22 protein-coding genes are annotated in these 20,716 nt (G+C 56.3%); 10 read left to right on the forward strand and 12 right to left on the reverse strand.

Annotation, left to right across the window (positions count from 1 at the left end; all coding sequences use genetic code 11):
- The first annotated feature begins 27 nt into the window (after positions 1-27).
- Together K5845_RS17945 and K5845_RS17950 are read left to right on the forward strand one after the other, a co-directional pair.
- Positions 28-954, forward strand: a complete 927-nt coding sequence (locus tag K5845_RS17945; RefSeq protein WP_046479388.1) for an alpha/beta hydrolase family protein — start codon at positions 28-30, stop codon at positions 952-954.
- A gap of 269 nt (positions 955-1,223) precedes the next feature.
- Positions 1,224-2,489 (forward strand): multidrug effflux MFS transporter, encoded by a 1,266-nt coding sequence (locus K5845_RS17950; protein ID WP_052744049.1) that lies wholly within the window; start codon positions 1,224-1,226, stop codon positions 2,487-2,489.
- Positions 2,490-2,582: 93 nt separating this feature from the next.
- Here the strand turns inward: K5845_RS17950 and K5845_RS17955 are convergent, their stop codons facing one another.
- The 3 genes from K5845_RS17955 to K5845_RS17965 all read right to left on the reverse strand — a co-directional run bounded on the left by K5845_RS17955 (position 2,583) and on the right by K5845_RS17965 (position 5,211).
- Positions 2,583-2,957, reverse strand: coding sequence for a DUF779 domain-containing protein (locus K5845_RS17955; RefSeq protein WP_046479387.1), 375 nt, complete (start codon positions 2,955-2,957; stop codon positions 2,583-2,585).
- Between the two features lie 157 nt (positions 2,958-3,114).
- Positions 3,115-4,635, reverse strand: coding sequence for an aldehyde dehydrogenase (gene adh / locus K5845_RS17960; RefSeq protein WP_046479386.1), 1,521 nt, complete (start codon positions 4,633-4,635; stop codon positions 3,115-3,117).
- A 219-nt stretch (positions 4,636-4,854) separates the two neighbouring features.
- Positions 4,855-5,211, reverse strand: a complete 357-nt coding sequence (locus K5845_RS17965) for a YbaN family protein (protein WP_090228285.1) — start codon at positions 5,209-5,211, stop codon at positions 4,855-4,857.
- A 120-nt stretch (positions 5,212-5,331) separates the two neighbouring features.
- Between K5845_RS17965 and K5845_RS17970 the strand changes: the two genes are divergently transcribed.
- The 6 genes from K5845_RS17970 to K5845_RS17995 all read left to right on the forward strand — a co-directional run bounded on the left by K5845_RS17970 (position 5,332) and on the right by K5845_RS17995 (position 10,825).
- Complete coding sequence (locus K5845_RS17970; RefSeq protein ID WP_287959613.1) at positions 5,332-5,511, forward strand: hypothetical protein; 180 nt, start codon at positions 5,332-5,334, stop codon at positions 5,509-5,511.
- A gap of 78 nt (positions 5,512-5,589) precedes the next feature.
- Complete coding sequence (locus tag K5845_RS17975) at positions 5,590-6,453, forward strand: mechanosensitive ion channel family protein (RefSeq protein ID WP_052744048.1); 864 nt, start codon at positions 5,590-5,592, stop codon at positions 6,451-6,453.
- Positions 6,454-6,594: 141 nt separating this feature from the next.
- Positions 6,595-7,158, forward strand: coding sequence for a hypothetical protein (locus K5845_RS17980; RefSeq protein ID WP_090228288.1), 564 nt, complete (start codon positions 6,595-6,597; stop codon positions 7,156-7,158).
- Between the two features lie 169 nt (positions 7,159-7,327).
- A complete protein-coding gene (locus tag K5845_RS17985; RefSeq protein WP_046479382.1) occupies positions 7,328-7,918 on the forward strand; it encodes a lysozyme inhibitor LprI family protein in 591 nt (196 codons plus the stop codon).
- Positions 7,919-8,577: 659 nt separating this feature from the next.
- Complete coding sequence (locus K5845_RS17990; protein ID WP_152025033.1) at positions 8,578-10,314, forward strand: RNA-directed DNA polymerase; 1,737 nt, start codon at positions 8,578-8,580, stop codon at positions 10,312-10,314.
- A 127-nt stretch (positions 10,315-10,441) separates the two neighbouring features.
- Positions 10,442-10,825 carry a VOC family protein gene (locus tag K5845_RS17995; RefSeq protein WP_046479380.1) on the forward strand — a complete coding sequence of 128 codons (384 nt, stop codon included), beginning with the start codon at positions 10,442-10,444 and terminating at the stop codon, positions 10,823-10,825.
- A gap of 103 nt (positions 10,826-10,928) precedes the next feature.
- Here K5845_RS17995 and K5845_RS18000 read toward each other — a convergent pair whose 3' ends face one another.
- From K5845_RS18000 to K5845_RS18035, 8 genes are all read right to left on the reverse strand, one after another.
- On the reverse strand, positions 10,929-11,051 hold the full coding sequence (locus K5845_RS18000; protein ID WP_280136716.1) for a hypothetical protein: 123 nt from the start codon (positions 11,049-11,051) through the stop codon (positions 10,929-10,931).
- Positions 11,052-11,531: 480 nt separating this feature from the next.
- Positions 11,532-11,918 (reverse strand): DUF2541 family protein, encoded by a 387-nt coding sequence (locus K5845_RS18005; protein ID WP_139165319.1) that lies wholly within the window; start codon positions 11,916-11,918, stop codon positions 11,532-11,534.
- 255 nt (positions 11,919-12,173) lie between these two features.
- Complete coding sequence (locus tag K5845_RS18010) at positions 12,174-12,356, reverse strand: hypothetical protein (RefSeq protein WP_287959614.1); 183 nt, start codon at positions 12,354-12,356, stop codon at positions 12,174-12,176.
- A 195-nt stretch (positions 12,357-12,551) separates the two neighbouring features.
- On the reverse strand, positions 12,552-13,664 hold the full coding sequence (locus K5845_RS18015) for an ABC transporter permease (RefSeq protein WP_287959615.1): 1,113 nt from the start codon (positions 13,662-13,664) through the stop codon (positions 12,552-12,554).
- A gap of 2 nt (positions 13,665-13,666) precedes the next feature.
- Complete coding sequence (locus K5845_RS18020) at positions 13,667-14,830, reverse strand: ABC transporter permease (protein ID WP_287959616.1); 1,164 nt, start codon at positions 14,828-14,830, stop codon at positions 13,667-13,669.
- Positions 14,827-16,575 carry an ATP-binding cassette domain-containing protein gene (locus K5845_RS18025; protein ID WP_287959617.1) on the reverse strand — a complete coding sequence of 583 codons (1,749 nt, stop codon included), beginning with the start codon at positions 16,573-16,575 and terminating at the stop codon, positions 14,827-14,829. Before K5845_RS18025 ends, K5845_RS18020 begins: the two co-directional genes overlap by 4 nt.
- The gene (gene hlyD / locus K5845_RS18030) at positions 16,572-17,594 is read right to left on the reverse strand and encodes a secretion protein HlyD (RefSeq protein ID WP_046479374.1); all 1,023 of its coding nucleotides are present in this window, start codon (positions 17,592-17,594) and stop codon (positions 16,572-16,574) included. The genes K5845_RS18025 and hlyD overlap by 4 nt, the downstream gene beginning before the upstream one ends.
- Positions 17,591-18,439, reverse strand: a complete 849-nt coding sequence (locus tag K5845_RS18035) for a CerR family C-terminal domain-containing protein (RefSeq protein ID WP_287959618.1) — start codon at positions 18,437-18,439, stop codon at positions 17,591-17,593. The genes hlyD and K5845_RS18035 overlap by 4 nt, the downstream gene beginning before the upstream one ends.
- Positions 18,440-18,752: 313 nt before the next feature.
- Here K5845_RS18035 and K5845_RS18040 point away from each other — a divergent pair, with 313 nt between their 5' ends.
- Positions 18,753-19,163, forward strand: coding sequence for a c-type cytochrome (locus K5845_RS18040; protein ID WP_090228312.1), 411 nt, complete (start codon positions 18,753-18,755; stop codon positions 19,161-19,163).
- Between the two features lie 118 nt (positions 19,164-19,281).
- On the opposite strand, the gene K5845_RS18045 is transcribed toward K5845_RS18040, so the two are convergent.
- Positions 19,282-19,470: a hypothetical protein gene (locus K5845_RS18045; RefSeq protein ID WP_139165321.1), complete on the reverse strand. Its 189-nt coding sequence runs from the start codon at positions 19,468-19,470 to the stop codon at positions 19,282-19,284.
- Positions 19,471-19,718: 248 nt separating this feature from the next.
- Here K5845_RS18045 and K5845_RS18050 point away from each other — a divergent pair, with 248 nt between their 5' ends.
- Complete coding sequence (locus tag K5845_RS18050) at positions 19,719-20,627, forward strand: cation diffusion facilitator family transporter (RefSeq protein ID WP_090228315.1); 909 nt, start codon at positions 19,719-19,721, stop codon at positions 20,625-20,627.
- Positions 20,628-20,716: the final 89 nt, after the last annotated feature.

Below are 20,716 nucleotides of genomic sequence, written 5' to 3' on the forward strand. Positions count from 1 at the left end.
CGCAATAGGCACGCGAGAGACGCTGAGATGACGAAGATAGGGGTGGCACTGGAAGCGCAAAAGATCTCGATTGTCTGCCGTGACGACGTAACGCTCCATGGCCATCTTTGGGAAACATCACAGGAGCAGCTCGCAGGCACAGTCATCGTAAATCCCGCCACAGGCGTCGCAGCACGTTATTATCATCGCTACGCGACCTTCCTGGCGGAACACGGCTTTGACGTTATCACCTACGACTATCGCGGGATCGGCCTCTCCCGCCCCAAGCATCTACGTGGCTGTGGCTACCGCTGGCGCGACTGGGGAGAATTGGACTTCGACGCAGTCCTGCGTTTCGCCAAAGCACGCACACCCTCTCTCCCCTTACTCGTTGTCGGGCATAGTATCGGTGGCTTTCTCCTGGGCTTTGCTGAGAATGCGCCTGCTATTGACCGTATCCTTACCGTCGGCGCGCAATATGCGTACTGGTGGGACTACGCCCCAGCGTATCGCGCGCGCCTCTTTCTGAAATGGCATGTCGCCATGCCAGCGATAACAGCGCTCATCGGCTACTTCCCAGGCAAAAGGCTCGGTTGGCTCGAAGACCTTCCCGCCGGTGTCGCCAATGAGTGGAGCTTTCGCCCCGCACGCATGGAACTGAGCTATCCGCGAAGAGAGAGAAAAGCGATCCTCGAGCGCTTCGCCTCTGTCTCGGCACCGACTTTGGCAGTAACAATGAGCGATGACGAACTGGCAACCGTGACCGGTATCCGACGCGCGCTATCCTACTATCCCAACGCACGCCGTAGCCAGGTACTGCTTTCCCCACAGGACGTCGGCTTTGAAACAATCGGCCACTTCGATTTGTTTCATGATAGGCACGCGTCCGGCTTCTGGCGCGATACCCTGAATTGGCTGCGTCAGGGCACGAATCCCTGGCCACACAATCATCTTGCACAACATTGTGAAGGCTGAGGTAGGCCCCCGAAAACTGCGGTTCTGTCACAGTTTTTGGCTAAAGGCATTCCCGTCGGAACTTTGCACCCCACGGGGCATATAGTAGGGGAACCGGAACAAGCAGCCGGGCAGCGCTCACACCATTCTCTCAACCGGAAATATGGCCATCCCAACGGCCAGTGAAGAATTTCCCGTTGGGTTCATCTTAGGGACGTCACATCCCGCTCCCAATCCGGAATGTATGTCACCGCTACGCAGGCGGACAGGATTCCGTCCAAGGACGCACCATGAATAAATTCGAACAGGCCGAAGATATCGTCACTGCACGGCCGGATCTTCCAGCGCTTTCAATCCCGCTGTCATTCGTTGAATTCGTCGGGCTCACGGCTGCCTTGATGGCGCTAACAGCATTGTCGATCGATATCATGCTGCCGGCACTGCCAGAGATCGGCTCCGCGCTCGGCGTTGATAACCAGAACGATCGCCAGCTCGTCGTCATTTTGTATATGGCGGGTTTCGCAGCTGGACAGCTGATCTATGGCCCTCTCTCCGACCGATTTGGACGACGCCCGGTCCTGCTGGCAGGCCTCGGTATATTTGTCGCCGGTACGGTCGCAGCCCTGGTCTCACAATCATTCTACTGGCTCCTTGCCGCCCGGATTGTGCAGGGCCTCGGAGCAGCCTCACCACGCGTTATTGCCATGGCCATCGTCCGCGATCTTTACAGCGGCCGCCAGATGGCACGCGTCATGTCGTTCACCATGATGGTGTTCATTATCATCCCGGTGTTCGCGCCATCGATCGGCCAGGGCCTTATTCACATCGGCGACTGGTACTGGACGTTTTACGCTTTGCTAGCCATCGGCCTGGGCCTGACTGTCTGGGCCGGTTGGCGATTGCCAGAAACAGCGGCCAGCGCACGCGGTAGCGAGGAGCCTCTGGCGCTTGGCCAATCATTCAAAATGGCCATTCTGGATCCGCAGACCGCCGCCTATGGCATCGCGATTGGCTTCATGTTCGGATGTCTTGTGTCATACATCGCCAGCGCGCAACAGCTCTTCGTCGACGTCTTTCACATGGGCACAATGTTTCCGCTCCTGTTCGGAGCGGTAGCCTCAACCATAGCAATCGCATCGTTCACGAACGCACGTCTCGTGGGGCGCCTCGGCATGCGCTGCGTTTCCCACATAGCCTTGGTGGGCTTTCTCATCGCATCACTGTGTTTAGCCGTGGCATCGGAACTCGGCGTCGCCACGCTCCCGGTGTTCGTCATCCTCATAGCCACGACGTTCTTTCTGTTCGGCCTCGTTGCGCCAAACTTCAATGCATTGGCGATGGAAAATCAGGGACACAATGCCGGAATGGCTTCATCCGTCGTCGGTTCGCTCAGCACTTCGATTGGCGCTGTTGCCGGCGGCCTTATCGGTCACGCGTTCGACGGCTCCGTTCTGCCCCTGAGCCTGGGCTTTGCCGGGTGCAGTCTGATCGCGTTCCTGATTGTGCTCTGGGCCGAGGGCCCAGCCGGATTGTTCGGGCGCAATCGACCCAACTAACGGCGCACATTTCCCTTAAATGCATAGAGGCGCCCTCCCAAAGGAGGGCGCCTCTACGAAAATATGATGCGTGCTCTCTGAAAGCGTCGTCGGCTACTCACCCGCAACGGTTACCGGAGCCAGCGACGCGAACTCGTCATCCGTGAACACGCGGCTGCGAGTCAGAAACCGGACCCCTTCCGGCGCCTCCAGCGAAAAGCCGCTACCACGGCCCGGGACAACATCGATAATCAAGTGTGTGTGCTGCCAGTACTCGAACTGGGAACGGCTCATATAAAATGGAACGCCACCAATCTCTCCGAGCAAAACATCCTGGCCGCCGACGCGAAAATCGCCGGCAGGGAAACACATCGGCGAACTCCCATCACAGCAGCCACCGGATTGATGAAAAATCAACGGTCCGTGACGACTTTTTAGAGAGGCAATGAGTTCCAGAGCCTCAGGCATCGCACTTACACGCTCTGTCATGATCGCACCTCATAAGGATCTCGTCATACATCCCTGCACTTGCAAAAATGCCGCGGCGTCAGGTGTTTGCGCCAGCGCCGCGGCAATATCACCGGAAGTAGCTCATGCCCGGTGGAGGAAAGCTCCCGGGCTCTTCCGGAATCCCTCCTCAACGGCCTCAGAAGAAGCCAAGGGCCTTCGGACTGTAGCTGACCAGCATGTTTTTGGTTTGCTGATAGTGATCCAGCATCATCTTATGGTTCTCGCGCCCGATGCCCGACTGCTTGTAGCCGCCGAACGCTGCGTGCGCCGGATACAGGTGATAGCAGTTGGTCCACACGCGACCAGCCTGGATCGCACGCCCAAACCGATACGCACGCGTTCCGTTCCGGGTCCATATGCCGGCGCCAAGACCATAGAGGGTGTCATTGGCGATCGAGAGCGCTTCTTCGTCATCCTTGAACTTCGTCACGGCGAGGACCGGTCCGAAAATCTCCTCTTGGAACACACGCATCTTGTTGTGTCCTTCGAGGACCGTAGGCTTGACGTAGTACCCTGAGGCCAATTCGCCATCGAGCTCATTGCGTCCGCCACCGGTGAGGACCTTCGCGCCCTCATCCTTACCGATCTGGATGTAGGCAAGGATCTTCTCCAGCTGATCGTTCGAAGCCTGCGCGCCAATCATGGTGCTAGCCTCGAGCGGGTGGCCAGTCTGGATCTTTTCAACACGTGCAATTGCCCGCTCGATAAAGCGGTCATAGATGCTTTCATGAACAAGCGCGCGTGACGGACACGTGCAAACCTCGCCTTGATTGAGGGCGAACATCGTGAAGCCTTCAAGCGCTTTATCGAAAAAGTCATCATCGGCGTCAGCGACATCTGCGAAGAATATGTTCGGAGATTTGCCGCCGAGTTCCAACGTGACCGGGATAATGTTTTCACTTGCATACTGCATGATGAGACGGCCCGTCGTCGTCTCACCTGTAAACGCCACCTTGGAAATGCGCTTGTTCTGCGCCAGCGGCTTACCGGCTTCCACACCAAAGCCGTTGACCACGTTCACGACGCCCGGCGGGATAAGATCGCCGATGATGTCCATGAGAACCATGATACCCATCGGAGTCTGTTCAGCTGGCTTAAGCACGACGCAGTTGCCGGCAGCCAATGCTGGCGCAAGCTTCCAGATGGCCATGAGGATCGGGAAGTTCCACGGAATGATCTGACCGACAACTCCGAGCGGCTCATGGAAATGATACGCAACGGTGTCGTGATCGATTTCGGAAATCGAACCTTCCTGCATACGGATCGCCGCTGCGAAATAACGGAAGTGATCAATACCAAGCGGAATGTCTGCCGCCATGGTTTCGCGGATCGGCTTACCGTTATCCAGCGTCTCAACCGTGGCGATCAGCTTGAGATTGGCTTCGATACGATCGGCAATTTTCAGAAGAACAGCTGAGCGCTCTGCTGGCGAAGTCTTCCCCCATGCGTCTTTCGCCTTGTGGGCAGCATCGAGTGCCAATTCGATATCAGCAGCTGTTGACCGGGCAACCTCGCACAGAGGCTTGCCGCTAACAGGTGTCAGATTGGTGAAATATTGCCCCTCGACAGGAGCAACCCATTGTCCGCCAATGAAGTTATCGTACCGCGGGCGAATGCGCACTTGTTGGCCGAGTTCAGCGAGAGTTTTCTCGATCATTGGCTTATCTCCTTGGGAATATAGGACCGCCCAGCTCACCTTCTCGGGGCGCCTAGTCCGATCCGATAAAGTACAATTTATGGGCTATATTGGGTTAGGCAAGAATGAAATTGCCCAAAAGTACGACACTTTTCGGAGAGCGCCTCTGAGGGTGTCGAGATGTTGGACAAGGCGTCCCATTTATAATTTCTGGATCCGCAGCTTTCGCTTTTCGTGATCTTACTCCGGACGCGAAACAACATAAGCCGCACCCGTCAACATCAGCGCCGCCACCAGCCCGGCGATCAACGGGCTCGGTCGAGCGCCAAACCAAAACACCGCATAACTCGCAGCCATACAGCTGCAGGCCACAATTTTCGTCCGCCGCGGAATGGCGCCCCGCTCACGCCAGCGCATCAGAGGCGGACCAAAACGAGGATGCGTCATCAGCCGCATCTCAAGCCGCGGTGACGAACGGGCAAAGCACGCCACCGCCAAAATGAGGAAAGGCACCGTCGGCAGGACAGGCAAAAACGCCCCGACAAACCCAAGCCCGACAAAAAAATAGCCAAGCGCCAAAAAGCCGACCCGTTTCATGTCAATCGCTTCCGCCGCATCTCATGGCCACAACTCCGCAAAGTATACGACAAACCGATCCTAAAAGGCTGCGGCACGTGGACAACCCTACGCAAAAGAACTGGTCCAACAGACGCAGAATTGCGGATCTCCACCAGCAACACCTTTGCGCCGGTAGACATCAGCGCTCCCAGCTTTACATTGACGACCCGTCACGATGACTGCGACTTCGATGTGGTCGACGCTGCCGGCAATGTCATAGCCACACCCGGCCTTAAGAACTTCCAATCGATTGCTGTCGGATCACAGATCGCGTTCTGAAGCACTGCGCCTTAGAACGGAAAACCCCATCGCGTTCCCTGGACGGACGAGCACGACCGAACAAGAAGGAGGTTTCCCATGCCGCCCCAAGATACACTCGCCGAAGCGACAACCTTTCTCGAAGCCCTGATTGCCTGGGCCGCCCAGGCTTTGCCAAATCTGCTCGCCGCTCTCGCGTTGATGCTGTTCGGCCTCTGGTTCGCAGGATGGGCTGCACGCACCGTCGGGCGCATCGCCGACCGCGAGCGTCGCTTCGACCCAACGCTCAAAGGCGTGCTTACCTCGCTCGTTCGCTACACCATCGTCGTCATCTTCTTCATCGCCGTGCTCGGCCAACTCGGCATCCAGACAACGAGCATCCTCGCCGCCCTCGGTGCTGCGGGCCTGGCCATCGGCCTCGCCCTCCAAGGCACGTTATCGAATATCGCCGCAGGCATGATGCTGCTTTGGCTGCGCCCCTTCCGCACCGGCGACTACATTGACGCCGGCGATGTCGCCGGCACCGTCAAGGAAGTCGGCCTGTTCGCGTCCGAACTTCATTCCTGGGATGGCGTCTATCAGTTCGTCCCCAATTCTCAGCTATGGAATAAGCAGCTCATCAACTACAGCCGCCTGCCGACACGCATGGTCCAGGTGAAGTATGGCATCGCCTATGACGACGACATTGAAACCGGAAAGGCGACGTTGTTGGCGCTGGCGGAAGCTGATGCCCGCATCCACGCTGACCCCGCTCCGATCGTCTTCGTCTCCACGCTCGGCGACAGCGCTGTTGAACTCTCACTGCGGGCATGGGTCCAAAATACGGACTACTGGCCCACCGTTCGCGCGCTGAACGAGGAAGGCAAGCGCGCCCTCGAAAATGCAGGCCTCAGCATCCCATTCCCGCAACGAGATATCCACATTTACAACAGTGCACCGCCAGAGAACCCACCTTCCGCTTAAATTGCCGTCCATACAAACAATCTGACAGCGGAAACTGCGTCCTGCCGCCAGATTGTCCACTATTCGGACATGCGGCAGGATGACGCAACTCTAGCTATTTGATACAGTTATCTCAGAAGCCGGCTCGTGGAGATAACTTCCATGCCTCATGTCAGTTTTGCGATCGATACAATTCTTAAAGATCTGAATGATCTAGAAAATGAAATTAATCGCGAGCTTTCGAAAGAAAGCGAAACAGGCCTTCCACAAATCATGGCGGAAAATGGCTACGCCAAGCAGCTCGGCGATATCCGCGAGCGAATAAGCCTCCTCCTGGAAAAGGTGAAATCCCGATTATCCAATTTGCTCCGGCTGAGGGACGTCCGCGGCTCAGGATCGCTCTCTGAAATGGGATTAGACAAAGAAATTCCCGAAGCTCTCAGTGAGTTATCCCAACTCTACGCCGTAAGCGAACGGCTGCAATCGCTCATCGCCACCATCAGTCTCAACCTCGACAGCACAACAAAATCTCTGACGCAGACCGTTACGGCGCACGCACTCAACTGGATTCAACTCATCACAAGCTGGATCAAACGCATCTCGACGCAGCTCTGGAATTTGCTGTGCAGCCTACTCACACCGCAGGCATGGAAGCTCGGCGGCAGCCTCAGCTCCGGCCCCTTCGGCCTCGCCAACGCCAGCATCGAAATCACCTTTGGCCCGTGAGCCAATGTCTCAGAACGAGCCCGGCCTGCTTCCCCACCACTCAAGCATCTTAGCCGACACCACCGTCCGCGTCGTCCGCATTCCCCCACGGCACTCCGCAACATCCTCCTGACGCATCCCAAATGTTGCTATGCTCCCCGACGCCGAACGCTGGGGAGCCCACACACACATGACCCGCAGACACAATCGCACGCGGACGCTCGAGTCGCCTTTCCACGCGGCCGCGACTGCACTCACCGCGATCCTTTTCTGCGCCGCGCCATCGGCAGTGGCCGACGAATTGGCCAAGCTCCAGGACCATCTCGACCGCTACGTCGCGGGCGCCCGCCCCGCCCTCTATGACGGCGTCAAATGCTTCGACGACGATCAGCGACTATGGATGAAAAATGTCCGCGATGCCTGCCGCGGTGAGACCCAATGTCTGACCATCGCACTACGCGCCCGCCTGACGGCACTCCACCCCCTCCAGCCCGGAGCGGCAGCACTCGGCGACCTGGAAATGCCCGGCGTGCCGACGTTGGAAACCGTCATCCCGCCCGTTCCCGGCGTCGACAGCGGCACCACCGGCGACACGCCGATGGAGATCGTCGGTCAGCTCGTGCGGGAGAATGAGGATATCGACAACCTGGGCCTCGCCGTGCGCGACGCTCAAGGTGCGCCGCACGCCTTCGTTTACGATATGGACATCGGCTCAAGCCCCACGCACGACCCCGTCCGCGCGCACATCCGAAACGGCACCGACGCTACCTTCCGAAATTGAATAAAAGGATGCCCCAAAAGAACGCCCGGCAGCTTAATTGCGTCGCGGTCAGGCATAACGGAGCGGCCCGCGCTTTCCCCGGTATTCATTTCGCGGAAGCACTGGCCGCACACTGATGCATTGGCGTTAAACCCCACCTCAACGCAAGCACTCGGCCGAACCTTGGATACCGGGGACAAGCCCCGGTATGACAGACGGTGGTTTGTTTATTCTGCTCTAGCGAAAATCACGCGCCGCACGCTTTCGAAACTCAGCCCCACCACCACACGCACAACCGTCATCCCGGCACTTGTTGCCGGGCTCTAACGTTCGGCTGGAGCGTCCATCCGAGATTGAACTCGCGTTTGCCCCAATGTTCCGTTCACGAACATATCTGCTATGCTCAATACCAATGAAAGAAGAAAGGGAGGAACGGATCGAATGCGACCACTTCACAGCAGTCAGAAAACCAAATCCCCAGCTGCAGCTTCCGCGCGGCGAGTCGAACAAGTAAGCGGCTCCAAAACTAAGGGGATATGCCCCCACAGTCGAGGCACTCAATCCCCACGTATCAACTAACACCACATGATCCCATGCAGTCTCCCAAGTTTCCAAACAAAAGTCAGCATCTACGGGATATAATCAATGCATCTCGGCTCAAGCATACCTGGAAAAATCGAGTGCGGGACGCACTAAGGCGCCAACCAATTCCAGATCCAGTCGAACATCTCGATTTTCACGTGCACCTGGGCGCTTCCTGTTCCGCCATCGAAGCCGAAGTGTGCTCCGCATCATACCTGCCCCGCGCACCGACCCGATTTCTATCAGAAAAATCGAAAGGATTGTGCCGACAGATCGTAATTCCCACCGTCAAAGATGCATTGATCATCCAAGCGTTGTCTGACGCACTTTGGGCCGAGATAAAGAAGAAGGCCCCATCTCCAAATGCCTACTACGCCCCAGGAGATCAAAAGTTCTCAACGCAACATCGTGGATACGAGGCGGAGTATGGCCCGACAGATCCCTGGCTCTCATTCCAAAAAGCTATCTTTGGGTTTGCCGAACAAAGAGAGTTTGTTGTTGTAACAGACATCGCTAATTACTACGATTTCATTTCCTACGATCATCTCAGAAACGTTCTTTCGTCTCTTTCTCTGACGAATGAATCAGCTCTCGATCTCCTGATATATTCGCTATCGTTCATGTTGTGGCAGCCAGACTACATGCCGAAGGTCTCCGTAGGACTCCCACAAATGAATCTCGACGCGCCAAGGCTTCTGGCACATTGCTTCCTCTTCGAGGTCGATCACTTGATTACAGAGAAGTCTAACGTTGAATTTGCGCGTTTTATGGATGACATGGATATCGGAGTGGACGATCTCCCTACCGCAAAGAAAATTGTCCGCGACCTAGACTTGGCCTTACAGACGCGTCAGTTACGCCTTAATTCCGGAAAAACCAAGATACTAACTAACAGCGCTGCTACTCGCCACTTCAAAATACAAGAAAACCGAATCATTGACGAACTAGCTGACGAAATTGAAAACCGGAAAAAGAACAAGAAGAGCATCTCCAGGCAGAGGACTAAAATTATTGAGCTACTCGACGAGTGGTGGAAGACGGGCATCTTCGATGACGGGAACGGAGACAAGATCTTAAAGCGCTTGATAAACTTGGCGCGCATAAACCGAGCTGAGATCAGTGCCTATCTAGTGCGCAACATCTTAGAAACGCGCCCTTCTCTTAGAGGCACAATTCTTAATTGGTGGCAGCATTCCCTCCATCCAAATGGACACATACAACGCATTGCCACCTTTGTGGAAAGCGGCATCATTATTGATCACGCCGCACTGATGGAAGTGGCCAGTAGCCTTGTCGCATGCAGACTACCGAACAACGATTTCTCCACATCCGCAGTCGATCGAATAATCGACACGCTGGATCCTAGAGACCCATGGTGCTTCTATGCTGCGCTTTGGATCGGCTCGAAGTATAGGTCGAGCGAGTATCTGATGGAAATGATTGAGGGTCACGGCACAACATGGCAAATGCATGAGCATACGGGACGCTTGGCAGCAGGCATATTCCCAATGATAAATCCCGGGCAGCGCACGAAGTTCAGAAGGATCATACAAAGATCTGGCAACTTGGGATCTCAATCGGTCTTAAAATTTCACGAGGCTCTTTTCGAAGGACCCGATGGAATTGCTTCGGTAAAACCCTTTTTATTGGCGCCAAATCCCTCCTTGCCGAATCGCCTCACGCACTCAAAATTTTTGATGGTTTCCACTGTCCTACAGAATCAGTCTTGTGGATCCGCAGCCAAGGCTGAGCTCAGGAGAGCCCATAAGACGGCTCTCACCGATGCGTTTTATTCGTCTCACATCGATTTAGAGGTAGCAGCTACAGCCGGTTAACCCCTACGAGTCGGCACTGACACCTTGATTTGTTTTCCGCTAACCTCCCCTCCTGATAAACATATCCCCGGACCCACGACGCCACGCAATCTGTCCCACCACGCCTGCCAAATATCGGGAGGAAAAAATGCCCGAACCCACCGTCAACGTTCGTTACATCGTCGCTGATGTTGAAGCCGCAATCGAATGGTACACGAACCATCTTGGCTTTGAGCTTCTGACGAACATGGCCCCCGCGTTTGCGGACGTTCGGCGCGGCGCGTTGCGGCTGTTGCTCAGTGGCCCGACAAGTTCAGCGGGACGGCCCATGCCGGACGGCGAACAGCCCCAGCCCGGCGGCTGGAACCGCATTCATCTTATCGTCGACGATCTCCCGGCCGAGGTCGCACGGCTGCGCGCGGCAGGTGTCAATTTTCGCAATGAGATCGTCACGGGGCCGGGTGGATCGCAGATCTTGATTATAGACCCGTCCGGAAATTTCGTTGAACTCTTCCAGCCGGCGCAGCACTGAGTACATCATGGACCGAGCCACAAAATCGGCCGCAGGGAGAATTTCCCCACGGCCAAGTTGTGCCATAGCTTAGCCTCACCACCTGAGGCCATCTAGCCCTGCCTCAATCACCCTGGAAAACCGGGTTGTCGCAGTGGCTTTGCGCGGTTAGCGCGTCCGCCTGCGCGGCCGAAACGCCGGTGACAAGTGCGAGAACAACGAAAAGCGAAGCGAGAATACGGCTCATGATCATCTTCCTTTTTTGAGAACTCATCGCGTGTGGTAATGACTGCCCACACGTCATTGATTTCGCTCTCAAGCCGAGAAGCGTTACACGCCTCGCAGACCTGTGATCATGTTGTTATGTAAGCCGAAGAGACCGCAGCACCTTGAGCTCTCGATGGCTCATAAGACCGGATCGGGCCAACAGCCGCCCGGTCCCCACCCAAAAACTTATCCCCGCCCTGGCTCCGCAGCCCTAAGCTCCTCTCAACCGCGCCCCACACGCTCAAGACAATCGCGCCGGCCGGTTTCGAAACGCGGATGCTTCGGGGCTCCCCTCTTGGCCCTGTTCAGTGCGCCACACACTAAAGCGTCCGCGCCTCGAAGCCGGCGGTCTCACGCCGGGTGAACCTCGCCAATTCTATAACGCACAGACAAAAGAAAAGCCTCGGGGCCGAGGGCCCACGAGGCATAGCGTCATGGCATCGATGGACTGCCCGGAGGATTACCGCGCAAAAACCGTAACGACCGCTTGCGGGCCTTTGGTCCGGATCGTTTTGTAACGCATCACAACGCGGCGAACGCGGCGCTTATTCCCCTTCAGGTCGATGGCACGCGTGCACGCGCCTGGACCGATCCGCTTACGGACCTTCACATCCTGCTTGCCGCCGTTGCCGAACACGACGTCAACATCGCGGAAGTGCACCGCACGGCGCGCGACACACAGCCGGATCTGCGAGAAGCGGCCCTCGCCAACCCCGCTCACCGAATCCGTTTCCATCTTGTCGGAAACCATTCGCGTCCCCAGGCGCTCCCACGCCTGAGCTTGCACCGCACTCATGCCGACGAGCAGGAGCGAAGCTCCAGCAACCGTTGCAAAGGTCCTGAACATCAATGTCTCCATGTTTGATACGACTTCCCTCGGCCAACCGGATAACGGTTTGGCCCGAAGAGTTCCGTCGTCCGCCATTCCGGATAAGTCCGTGGCAAATCGATGGCGAAACGAGGCGCTTGAACAAAAGATGAGAACATCCCGTGCAGACACGAAAAAACCTCGCGGACCAGTTGCGTCCGCGAGGTTCATAAGCCGGTGAATCGGCTTAGCTTCAGGCGCACGCGTCAGGCGGCGTGCGGCCGCGTAAGGGGGTTATGCTGCGGGGCGCCATTTGCCCGACACGAAGCCGAATGCGATGGCATCGTTATAGCGGGTAGCGGCCGCTTCCAGTTTGTCCTTGGCGACCACGGTCACCGCCGCGCTGCCTTGGTGCTTCAAAAACCCGCTGAGTAGAATGACTTTCTTATCTTTCAGGTCGATCGTAGGGAACGACATGTCATGATCCTCTATTGGCCTCCCTCTGTGGCATCCTTCTGCCAGCCTCAAGTGGAGCCCGTGTGACAATATCCAGGCATTTTAATCAACATTTATTGACGCTTGGTGAGCTTCCAGAAAATCAGAAAGCGGTTTTCCGATAAGAAGCACGCCCAAGCACTAGGCAACGCCTGGCTCAAGCGGTTGTGATCCCCCTCACTCCATGCGCCGCCGGAACAACCAGGCGGCTGAACTCAACGTCACAATGGCGATGACCGCGAGGGGCGCTGTGTTGAGCGCGACGTCCCACGGTCCAAGGTCTTTGAGGAACACTCCCTTCACGATAACGAGGAAGTAGCTCAAAGGATCCATGTACGAGATCGGTTGTAGCCACTCAGGCATGTTCTCGATCGGCGTCGCGAACCCCGAAAGCAGCATCGCAGGCACCAGGAACAGAAACGCACCCAGGATCGCCTGCTGCTGCGTCATCGATAGCGACGAAATGAAAAGACCGATGCCAACAACCGAGGCCAGAAAGAAGAAGCCGCTGGCATAGAGAAGCACCACGGAGCCGCGCAGCGGAATGCCGAACACGAAGACCGCCGCCAAAATGAAGATCGTGATGTGAAACATGCCGATCAGCATCGGCGGAACGAGCTTGCCGATGAGAATTTCATGAGGCCTGAGCGGAGAGACCATAAGCTGATCAAACGTACCGAGTTCGCGTTCCCGCGCCACCGACAGCGCCGTCACCACGAGCCCAATCAACAGCGCAATGCTCGCCACCAGGTTTGGCACCATGAACCAGAGGAAATCGAGATTCGGATTGAACCAGTTGCGTGGCTCAACACTCACCGGTGCAGCAAGCCGGCCATTGGCTTTCGCGGCATCCGCAGCCAGCCCGTTGATGATCTGCGTCAGATACCCCGACACGATCTGCGAAGCGTTGGAGCGACGGCCATCCAGAATGATCTGAACCGGCGCGGGTCGTCCCGCCGCGATATCCCTTGAAAACGTTGCGTCAATGCGGACAGCGGCCATCACACGCTGCATGTTGATCGCGTCCCTGATCTCGGCCGGATCTTCGGTCCGCAGCACATGCCGGAAGGACGGGGTACCGGCAATCCGCTGCACCAGTTCGTATCCCGCCACACCGGAATCCTGGTTGAGAATGAGGATATCGACGTTTTTGACTTCAAGAGTCGCCGCGTACGAAAACACCAGAAGCTGGATGATCGGCGGACCGATGAGAATGAAGCGCCCCTTAGGATCGCGCAGAACCGCCAGCAACTCCTTCAGGATCAACGCTCTTAACCGCACCCACCACATGATCAACCGATCCTTTTGCGCGTGCTGCGCGCCGCCAGCACAAACAAAACCGTTCCCATCGCAAGCAGGATGGCGATGTTGCGCAGGAACAGCGGCCAGATATCTCCGGCAAGGAAGACGGTCTGTAAGCTCGGGATTACATACCGCGCCGGCACGATCATCGTGATCCATTGGATGACGACAGGCATCGACTCGATCTCAAATAAAAATCCGGACAGCAAAAACGCCGGCAAGAACCCGCTCATCAACGCCAATTGCGATGCCAGGAACTGATTTTTTGTCGTCGCCGAAATCAGCAATCCCTGGCCGAGCGCAGGCAACAAAAACGCCGCCGAGATTGTGTAAAGCGCAAACAGTGAACCGCGAAACGGAACGCCAAATAGGAACACCGCAACGAGCACACACAGCGTCATCGAAATAAGCCCGAGCACGAAATACGGCAGCACCTTTCCGGCAAGAAGTTCAGCCGCCGTCACCGGCGTCGCCATCATCGCTTCCATCGTCCCGCGCTCCCATTCGCGCGCAACGACAAGCGAAGTCAGCAGCGTCCCCACCAGCGCCATGACGATGGCGACGGAACCCGGAACAAGGAAGTTGCGGCTGGCCAGTTCCGGATTAAACCAGAACCGCTGCTCCGGATTGATCACGGGCAACCTGGACCCAACCTCAGCACTCCGCATTCGCCCCCAGTTCGCGACGACGCCCTGCGCGTAGTTTTGAACAAAGTTCGCTGTATTCGGATCGGAGCCATCGACGAGAACTTGAATTGGTGCGGCGTTGCCACTCGCGAAATCGCCTGCAAAGTTCGCCGGAATTACGACGATCCCGCGGATGCGGCCGCGAATGAGATCCTCTTCAAATTCACGCCGATCGTGCCCATTGATGACCCTGAAATAGCGCGATCCCTGGAAGCTCGCAGCGAGATCCTGAGTCACCGGTGTCGCGGATTCGACCACAAGCCCAATCCGCGTACGGGTCGCATCAAGCGAAACGCCATAACCGAACAGAAACAGCAGGATCAGCGGCAGAACAAAGGCGATCAAAATGCTGCTCGGATCGCGAAGAATCTGAAATGTTTCCTTTTTGACCAGAGCTAGAAAACGGCGGGTTCTAAGTTGCCTATTCCGCGCAGCGCCAAGCGACACACTCTGACCCGCATTGCTCATGCCGCAACAGCCTCCGCTTGAGACTGCTCCACCAATGCGATGAAGGCATCTTCCATCGTCGGGTCGGGATTTTCTGCGCTCGCCACACGCACTTTCAGTTCATCAGGCGAACCCAACGCAATGGATTGGCCGCGGTAGATGAGTGAGATGCGATCACAATACTCAGCCTCCTCCATGAAGTGCGTCGTCACCAGAACCGTCACACCCTTCTCGACGAGACCGTTGATGTGCGTCCAGAACTCTCGCCGGGAAATGGGATCAACCCCCGACGTCGGCTCGTCGAGAAACAATACTTCCGGCTCATGCATGACCGCACACGCCAAGGCGAGCCGCTGCTTGAGACCGAGCGGCAGATCCTTAGCTGACATTTTGGCATGCGGACCGAAATCAAAGATATCGTTCATCAGCGCGATGCGTTGCGACTTGCCTTTGCCTCGCAACCCATAAACACCTGCGAAAAATTCGAGGTTCTGACCAACCGTCAGATCTCCATAAAGCGAAAATTTCTGGGCCATGTAGCCCAAGCGATTGCGCGCCTCCGCTGTGTCGCGACGCAAATCGAAGCCCGCAACCCGCCCTTGTCCTGCGGTCGGTTTGAGTAGCCCGCAGAGCATTTTGAATGTCGTCGATTTACCTGCACCATTCGGCCCCAATAGTCCGAAAATCTGCCCGCGCGGAATCGAGAAGGTAATGTCCTGAGCGGCCGTGAAATCACCGAAGCGTTTGGTCAAGCCACGCGCCTCGATAACGGGCGCGGCATCTTGAGCGGGAAGTGCCTTAACGGCTTCCGCGAGCTGAGACGTCCCGCCCGGACCGCCGCCCAACAGGTCAACAAAGGCATCTTCAAAACGAGGTTGCGTCGGTGCGACCTCAACACCGGCCCCTTCGAGGAGAGGCTCCCCCTTCGCATCGGACCTCATGACAAGCCGGACGGCATCACCCTGAATAACGCCATCTATCACACCAGGCCGGTCCAACACCTTGGCCAAGAACTCTCGGCGTCTCCCCGAAATACCGGTGACCTTGAAGACCCGGCCTCCCATTCTCTCCGTGAGGTCTGACGGCGGTCCCGAGAATAGCAGTTTGCCCTGATTGAGGAGAAGCACGCGGTCACAAGCCTCAGCCTCATCGAGATAGGCTGTCGACCACACGACACCGACGCCTTCGGCCGTGAGGTTCTCCACCATCTTCCAAAGTTCGCGACGCGAAATCGGATCGACACCAACTCCTGGCTCATCAAGAAGCAGCAACCGCGGCTTTTGCAGCAACGCACACGCGAGACCCAGCTTTTGCTTCATTCCTCCAGAAAGCTTACCAGCCAATCGACGCGTAAAATTCTTGAGATCCGTGAAGCGCAAAAGTTCCTCAAAAACGCCAGAACGCTCGTGGAGGGGCAAACCTCTAAGATCCGCATAAAGATTGAGGTTCTCTTGTACCGAAAGGTCTTCGTAGAGCCCAAACCGCTGCGGCATATATCCAATTGCATCATAGATACGCGCGGCCTCCGACCGGCTGTCGAAACCGAGTACCGAAAGCGAGCCTTCGTCAGGTACGAGCAGTCCGGTCATCAAACGGATGAGCGTTGTCTTGCCCGCGCCATCTGGCCCAATGAGCCCGGTGATCTCACCACCGCGTATAATTCCAGAGACATCGTCAAGGGTCGGCGAGGACGCGCCGAAGCTTTTCGTAACTCGAGAAAGAGTGACGTAAGGCGCGGCGCCGCTCTCGCGCGTGGAAGACATCATGAACCAGCCTGAAGGCTTGCAGACTTAGACGGCAAACGCACCGTGACCGGCATCCCCTGACGCAATCCATTATCAGGATCGTCAATTACGACGCGCAAACGATAGACAAGGCTCGTCCGCAACTCGGGCGTTTCAACCGTCTTAGGAGTGAACTCAGCCACAGGTGAGATGAACCCGATCTGTCCGAGATAGACGCGCTTTGGATCACTGTCAGAGGTAACGCCCACGGCCATACCGGGATGGATCTGACCAAGACGCGTTTCTCCGATATACGTCCGCACCCAAACCGGTTTTGTAAGCGATAGGACGTAGATTGGTTCTCCAGGAGACACGATTGCGCCCACCTCACGAACACGAGAGAGGATGATGCCATCGGATGGCGCACGCAGTTGCGTATCCTCAACTAAGGTTTTCGCCATAGCGAGTTCCGCTTCGGCATTGTGCGACTGCGCGCGTGCAACTGCCAAATCTTCCGGGCGAGTTCCCTCTTCCAGAAGCCGCAACGCCTCCCGCGCAGCCTTCTCCCGCGCGACGGCCATATCTTTGTTGGCTTGCGCCTGATCGAGTGCGGCCTTGGACGCAGCGCCTGCTGGCGTCAGTTTCAGCATCCGTTCGAAGGCAGGCTCCGCATTAGCGACATCTGCCACGCGTTCCGCCAGAACAGCACGCGCCTGCGCAATCTCAGCTTCTCTCGGGCCAGCTTCAAGCTTCGCAAGATTGGCCTGTTGGCTTGCCAGCTGAGCTTCGGCAGCGTTCACCCGGTCTTTGTAAGGTTGGTCATCAAGTCGCGCGAGCACATCACCCGCTTTGACGCTATCCCCCTCTTCGAAAGACATCTCGGCTACGCGGCCACTCACGCGAAATCCCAGTTGCACCTGCCGGATATCGACATTGCCGTAAAGCGTCAGCCCCTCACTCGCCTTTGAAACAAAGCCCAAGCGCGCAGGAATGTTGAACCACCAAGCAGTGGCACCAACTCCTATCAAGACAGCAAATACAATGAATAATCTTTTGCTCATGGCGCCAACCTCCCGGCGGCCGACGCCTGCAAAGCAGAAACGTTACGCCCGATCATCTGGGCAATTTCTGAAAATTCAGATGTGCCGATGTTCCGCCAGCCGAGCGCCCGCAACACAGCTGCGCGACCGGACCGAAATATCAGAATTTGTCCGATCAGCCCGATAGCTTGAACCTGCACAGTTTTCGACTGCGGTGGCTGGCCAACTATCGCTGCAACAAGTTGTGTTGCCGTTCCTATGTACCGACCCATCCCACCGTCATAAAGCCGATCAAAAGCCGCGCTTGGGTGTTGCTGCTCACGAATGATGAAGCTCGCCCAAGATGCTGTCTCGTCGCTGACGAGCAGGTGCGCGAACGTCGTCAGCATATCTACCAAGAGCCCGCGCGCCTCATCTGGCGAAGGTAGGTATCTGGCTTTACCGTTTTCATCGAGATCCAAACGGCTGCGTATCTTTTCCGCAAGCGGCTCCATATGCGCACGAATACGGCTCGCGATGTGCTCAGCCACCGCCAGGTAAAGCCCTTCCTTGCTTCCGAAGTAATAGGGGATCGCTTGCAGGTTCACGCCAGCATGCGTTGCCAATAACCGCGTCGACGCAGATTCGAAACCGTGCGTCCCAAACACTTCGATAGATGCGAGCAGTAATTTGTTTTGCGTCTCGTCGTTGGCTTCAACAGCCGCGCGAGATACTGCCCCCTTAGCTTGTCGCACCCTAGATTTTGCAGGTTTACCGCCAGCCTTACCCGTCCCAGCGGACGCGACCTTGCGCGCCTTGCTCCGCGGAGCGGTTGCTTTGACCTTGGGGCGCGTTCGGCCACCATGACGCTCTCTTGACGTATCCATAATACGCCAACATAGGCAACGCCCATCATAAATTCAATCGATTGATTGAATTTATGATGAACCCCAAAGGTCAACAATGTCGGGCAGTGGCCAAATAGAACCGTGCAGCCTAACAAGGCGTGAGCCCACGGCCATCTGAAAGCGTAAGTCACTTGAACTCAGCATCGGATTTGCACGTTGGGTTCATCTGAAAATCACGGACTAAAAACAACACTTCACGTTCGCGAGAAAACCCTAAGAGTACGCCTGCGAACCGGAACGGCATCTCATTGATCCGTGTTACGGATGTATAGTTTCTTTGAAAGGAAATGAGATGCTAAAGGCCATAATTGCGAATGCGATCTCAGTGTGCGCATTGATTTTACTAAGTTCCTTGCCAGCACTTTCCGAAACAAGCTGGTACACGGCAGATCAGGCCAGCAAGGGTCATACGCTGTTCAACAATCACTGCGCCGAATGTCACCGTCCCGATCTTACGGGCGCGATGGGTCCAGCCTTAATCGGCAAACCTTTCCTGCAACACTGGGGAGGACAGCCTGTCGAAGCACTCTTTCAATTCGAGCATGAAAAGATGCCGGCCACGAACCCAGGCTCTTTGCCCAAGGATGAAGTGCTAGCCATCACCGCGTATATACTTCAGCGTAATGGTCTGTCAGCGGGTTCAAAAGCCCTTTCGGAGGCAACCGCCAAAACAATGAAGATTCCCCAATCGATCTCAAAATAACTGCACCAAGATAAAAGCTAAATAGATTTCAGCGTCAGCGGCTCCCTGATGACGACGATACCGTCATCAGAAAGCCGTTACGTGCCTCCCGGAAAGTACTAACGGACGCGACCCCGATCTACGCTGCCGGCACCCATTTGCCAGAAACGTAGCAAAAGGCTACCGCGTCCGTATGGCGCTCCATTTCGGTTTGCAGCTTCTCAAGCGCTACGACTTGCACCTCTTCGTCCGTCGAGTTGTCGGACCATTGGTAGCCGCTCAGAAGAATGACCTTCTTCGTATTCAAATCAATCGTTGGGTACGGCATGCCATTCACCTCTGTGGCCCCCGTCGTCCCCACAAACTAGTGTGCCATGATCTCGTCTGAGGTCACCCGGCAATCCACAATATGCGCGATCAACTATTGTTGCAGATGGGAAATATAATTCATCAATATGCAGAGCGGCCTTCTGTCCCGCATCCAACAACGGCGATTGCTTCAACCGCATCGCTATGTGGTAATTCTCATGTACAGGAGTGAAACACCCATCACACGACAAGCGAGGTACCAGCCAAGTGCACGGTCATGACCATTCCGACCATGGGCACTCCCACACCCATGGCGCTAACGAACGCAGTGTCGGAATAGCGGCACTCCTGACGGGCGGGTTCATGATGGCCGAGGTGGTCGGCGGGCTTCTGTCAGGATCTTTGGCCTTGCTCGCGGATGCCGGCCACATGCTGACAGACTTCGCTAGTCTGGCGCTCGCGTGGTTTGGTTTTCGCCTCGTACGCAAGCCGGCCGATTGGAAGCGCACCTACGGGTTCGACCGTTTCTCCATCCTCGTCGCGTTCGTCAACGGCCTGACGTTGTTCGCCATAGCCGCCTGGATCACCTTTGAAGCGATCCATCGTTTGCGCCAACCTGTCGAAGTCATGGGCGGCTTGATGTTCTGGGTCGCCTGCGCCGGCCTCGCCGTCAATGTCCTTTCATTTTTGATCCTCCAGAGCGGCGATAAGGAGAACCTGAACATTCGCGCTGCGGCTTTACACGTCATGGGCGACCTACTCGGTTCAGTCGCTGCCATCGCGGCAGCTCTGATCATTATTTTCACAGGTTGGATGCCGATTGACCCGATTCTATCGGTCCTGGTCGCACTTATAATCTTACGATCAGCTTGGCGCGTCGTTAGCGAAAGTGCACATATTTTGCTTGAGGGCAGTCCCACGCACATCGATGTCCGGGAAATCGAGACTGACTTGGCCAGCGCGGTGTCAGGCGTCGCAGACATCCATCATGTTCACGCCTGGTCGATCACGCAGGAGCGGCCGATGATCACCCTCCACGCTCGGCTTGAACCCTCCGCCAACAGTGACGCAGTTCTTGTCGCGATCAAAAAACGGCTCGCGACCCACTTCAAGATCACCCATGCCACCGTCGAGATCGAACGCGAAACATGCGTTGATGGACATAAGGGATGTTAAAGACCCCGAGTATCGCGATTGCCCAAAGGGTAACCGAATGGTCAATCGCTGAACTTGGCTGTCACCCTCGACGACCGAATAGATCACGT

It is taken from the genome of Filomicrobium sp., from assembly GCF_025698805.1.
GTDB lineage: Bacteria > Pseudomonadota > Alphaproteobacteria > Rhizobiales > Hyphomicrobiaceae > Filomicrobium > Filomicrobium insigne.

Coding starts and splice junctions, on each gene's coding strand:
- K5845_RS17945 (WP_046479388.1), top strand. CDS start 28: ATGACGAAGATAGGGGTGGCACTGGAAGCGCAAAAGATCTCGATTGTC.
- K5845_RS17950 (WP_052744049.1), top strand. CDS start 1,224: ATGAATAAATTCGAACAGGCCGAAGATATCGTCACTGCACGGCCGGAT.
- K5845_RS17955 (WP_046479387.1), bottom strand. CDS start 2,957: ATGACAGAGCGTGTAAGTGCGATGCCTGAGGCTCTGGAACTCATTGCC.
- adh (WP_046479386.1), bottom strand. CDS start 4,635: ATGATCGAGAAAACTCTCGCTGAACTCGGCCAACAAGTGCGCATTCGC.
- K5845_RS17965 (WP_090228285.1), bottom strand. CDS start 5,211: ATGAAACGGGTCGGCTTTTTGGCGCTTGGCTATTTTTTTGTCGGGCTT.
- K5845_RS17975 (WP_052744048.1), top strand. CDS start 5,590: ATGCCGCCCCAAGATACACTCGCCGAAGCGACAACCTTTCTCGAAGCC.
- K5845_RS17980 (WP_090228288.1), top strand. CDS start 6,595: ATGCCTCATGTCAGTTTTGCGATCGATACAATTCTTAAAGATCTGAAT.
- K5845_RS17985 (WP_046479382.1), top strand. CDS start 7,328: ATGACCCGCAGACACAATCGCACGCGGACGCTCGAGTCGCCTTTCCAC.
- K5845_RS17995 (WP_046479380.1), top strand. CDS start 10,442: ATGCCCGAACCCACCGTCAACGTTCGTTACATCGTCGCTGATGTTGAA.
- K5845_RS18000 (WP_280136716.1), bottom strand. CDS start 11,051: ATGAGCCGTATTCTCGCTTCGCTTTTCGTTGTTCTCGCACTTGTCACC.
- K5845_RS18005 (WP_139165319.1), bottom strand. CDS start 11,918: ATGTTCAGGACCTTTGCAACGGTTGCTGGAGCTTCGCTCCTGCTCGTC.
- K5845_RS18010 (WP_287959614.1), bottom strand. CDS start 12,356: ATGTCGTTCCCTACGATCGACCTGAAAGATAAGAAAGTCATTCTACTC.
- K5845_RS18015 (WP_287959615.1), bottom strand. CDS start 13,664: ATGTGGTGGGTGCGGTTAAGAGCGTTGATCCTGAAGGAGTTGCTGGCG.
- K5845_RS18020 (WP_287959616.1), bottom strand. CDS start 14,830: ATGAGCAATGCGGGTCAGAGTGTGTCGCTTGGCGCTGCGCGGAATAGG.
- K5845_RS18025 (WP_287959617.1), bottom strand. CDS start 16,575: ATGATGTCTTCCACGCGCGAGAGCGGCGCCGCGCCTTACGTCACTCTT.
- hlyD (WP_046479374.1), bottom strand. CDS start 17,594: ATGAGCAAAAGATTATTCATTGTATTTGCTGTCTTGATAGGAGTTGGT.
- K5845_RS18035 (WP_287959618.1), bottom strand. CDS start 18,439: ATGGATACGTCAAGAGAGCGTCATGGTGGCCGAACGCGCCCCAAGGTC.
- K5845_RS18040 (WP_090228312.1), top strand. CDS start 18,753: ATGCTAAAGGCCATAATTGCGAATGCGATCTCAGTGTGCGCATTGATT.
- K5845_RS18045 (WP_139165321.1), bottom strand. CDS start 19,470: ATGCCGTACCCAACGATTGATTTGAATACGAAGAAGGTCATTCTTCTG.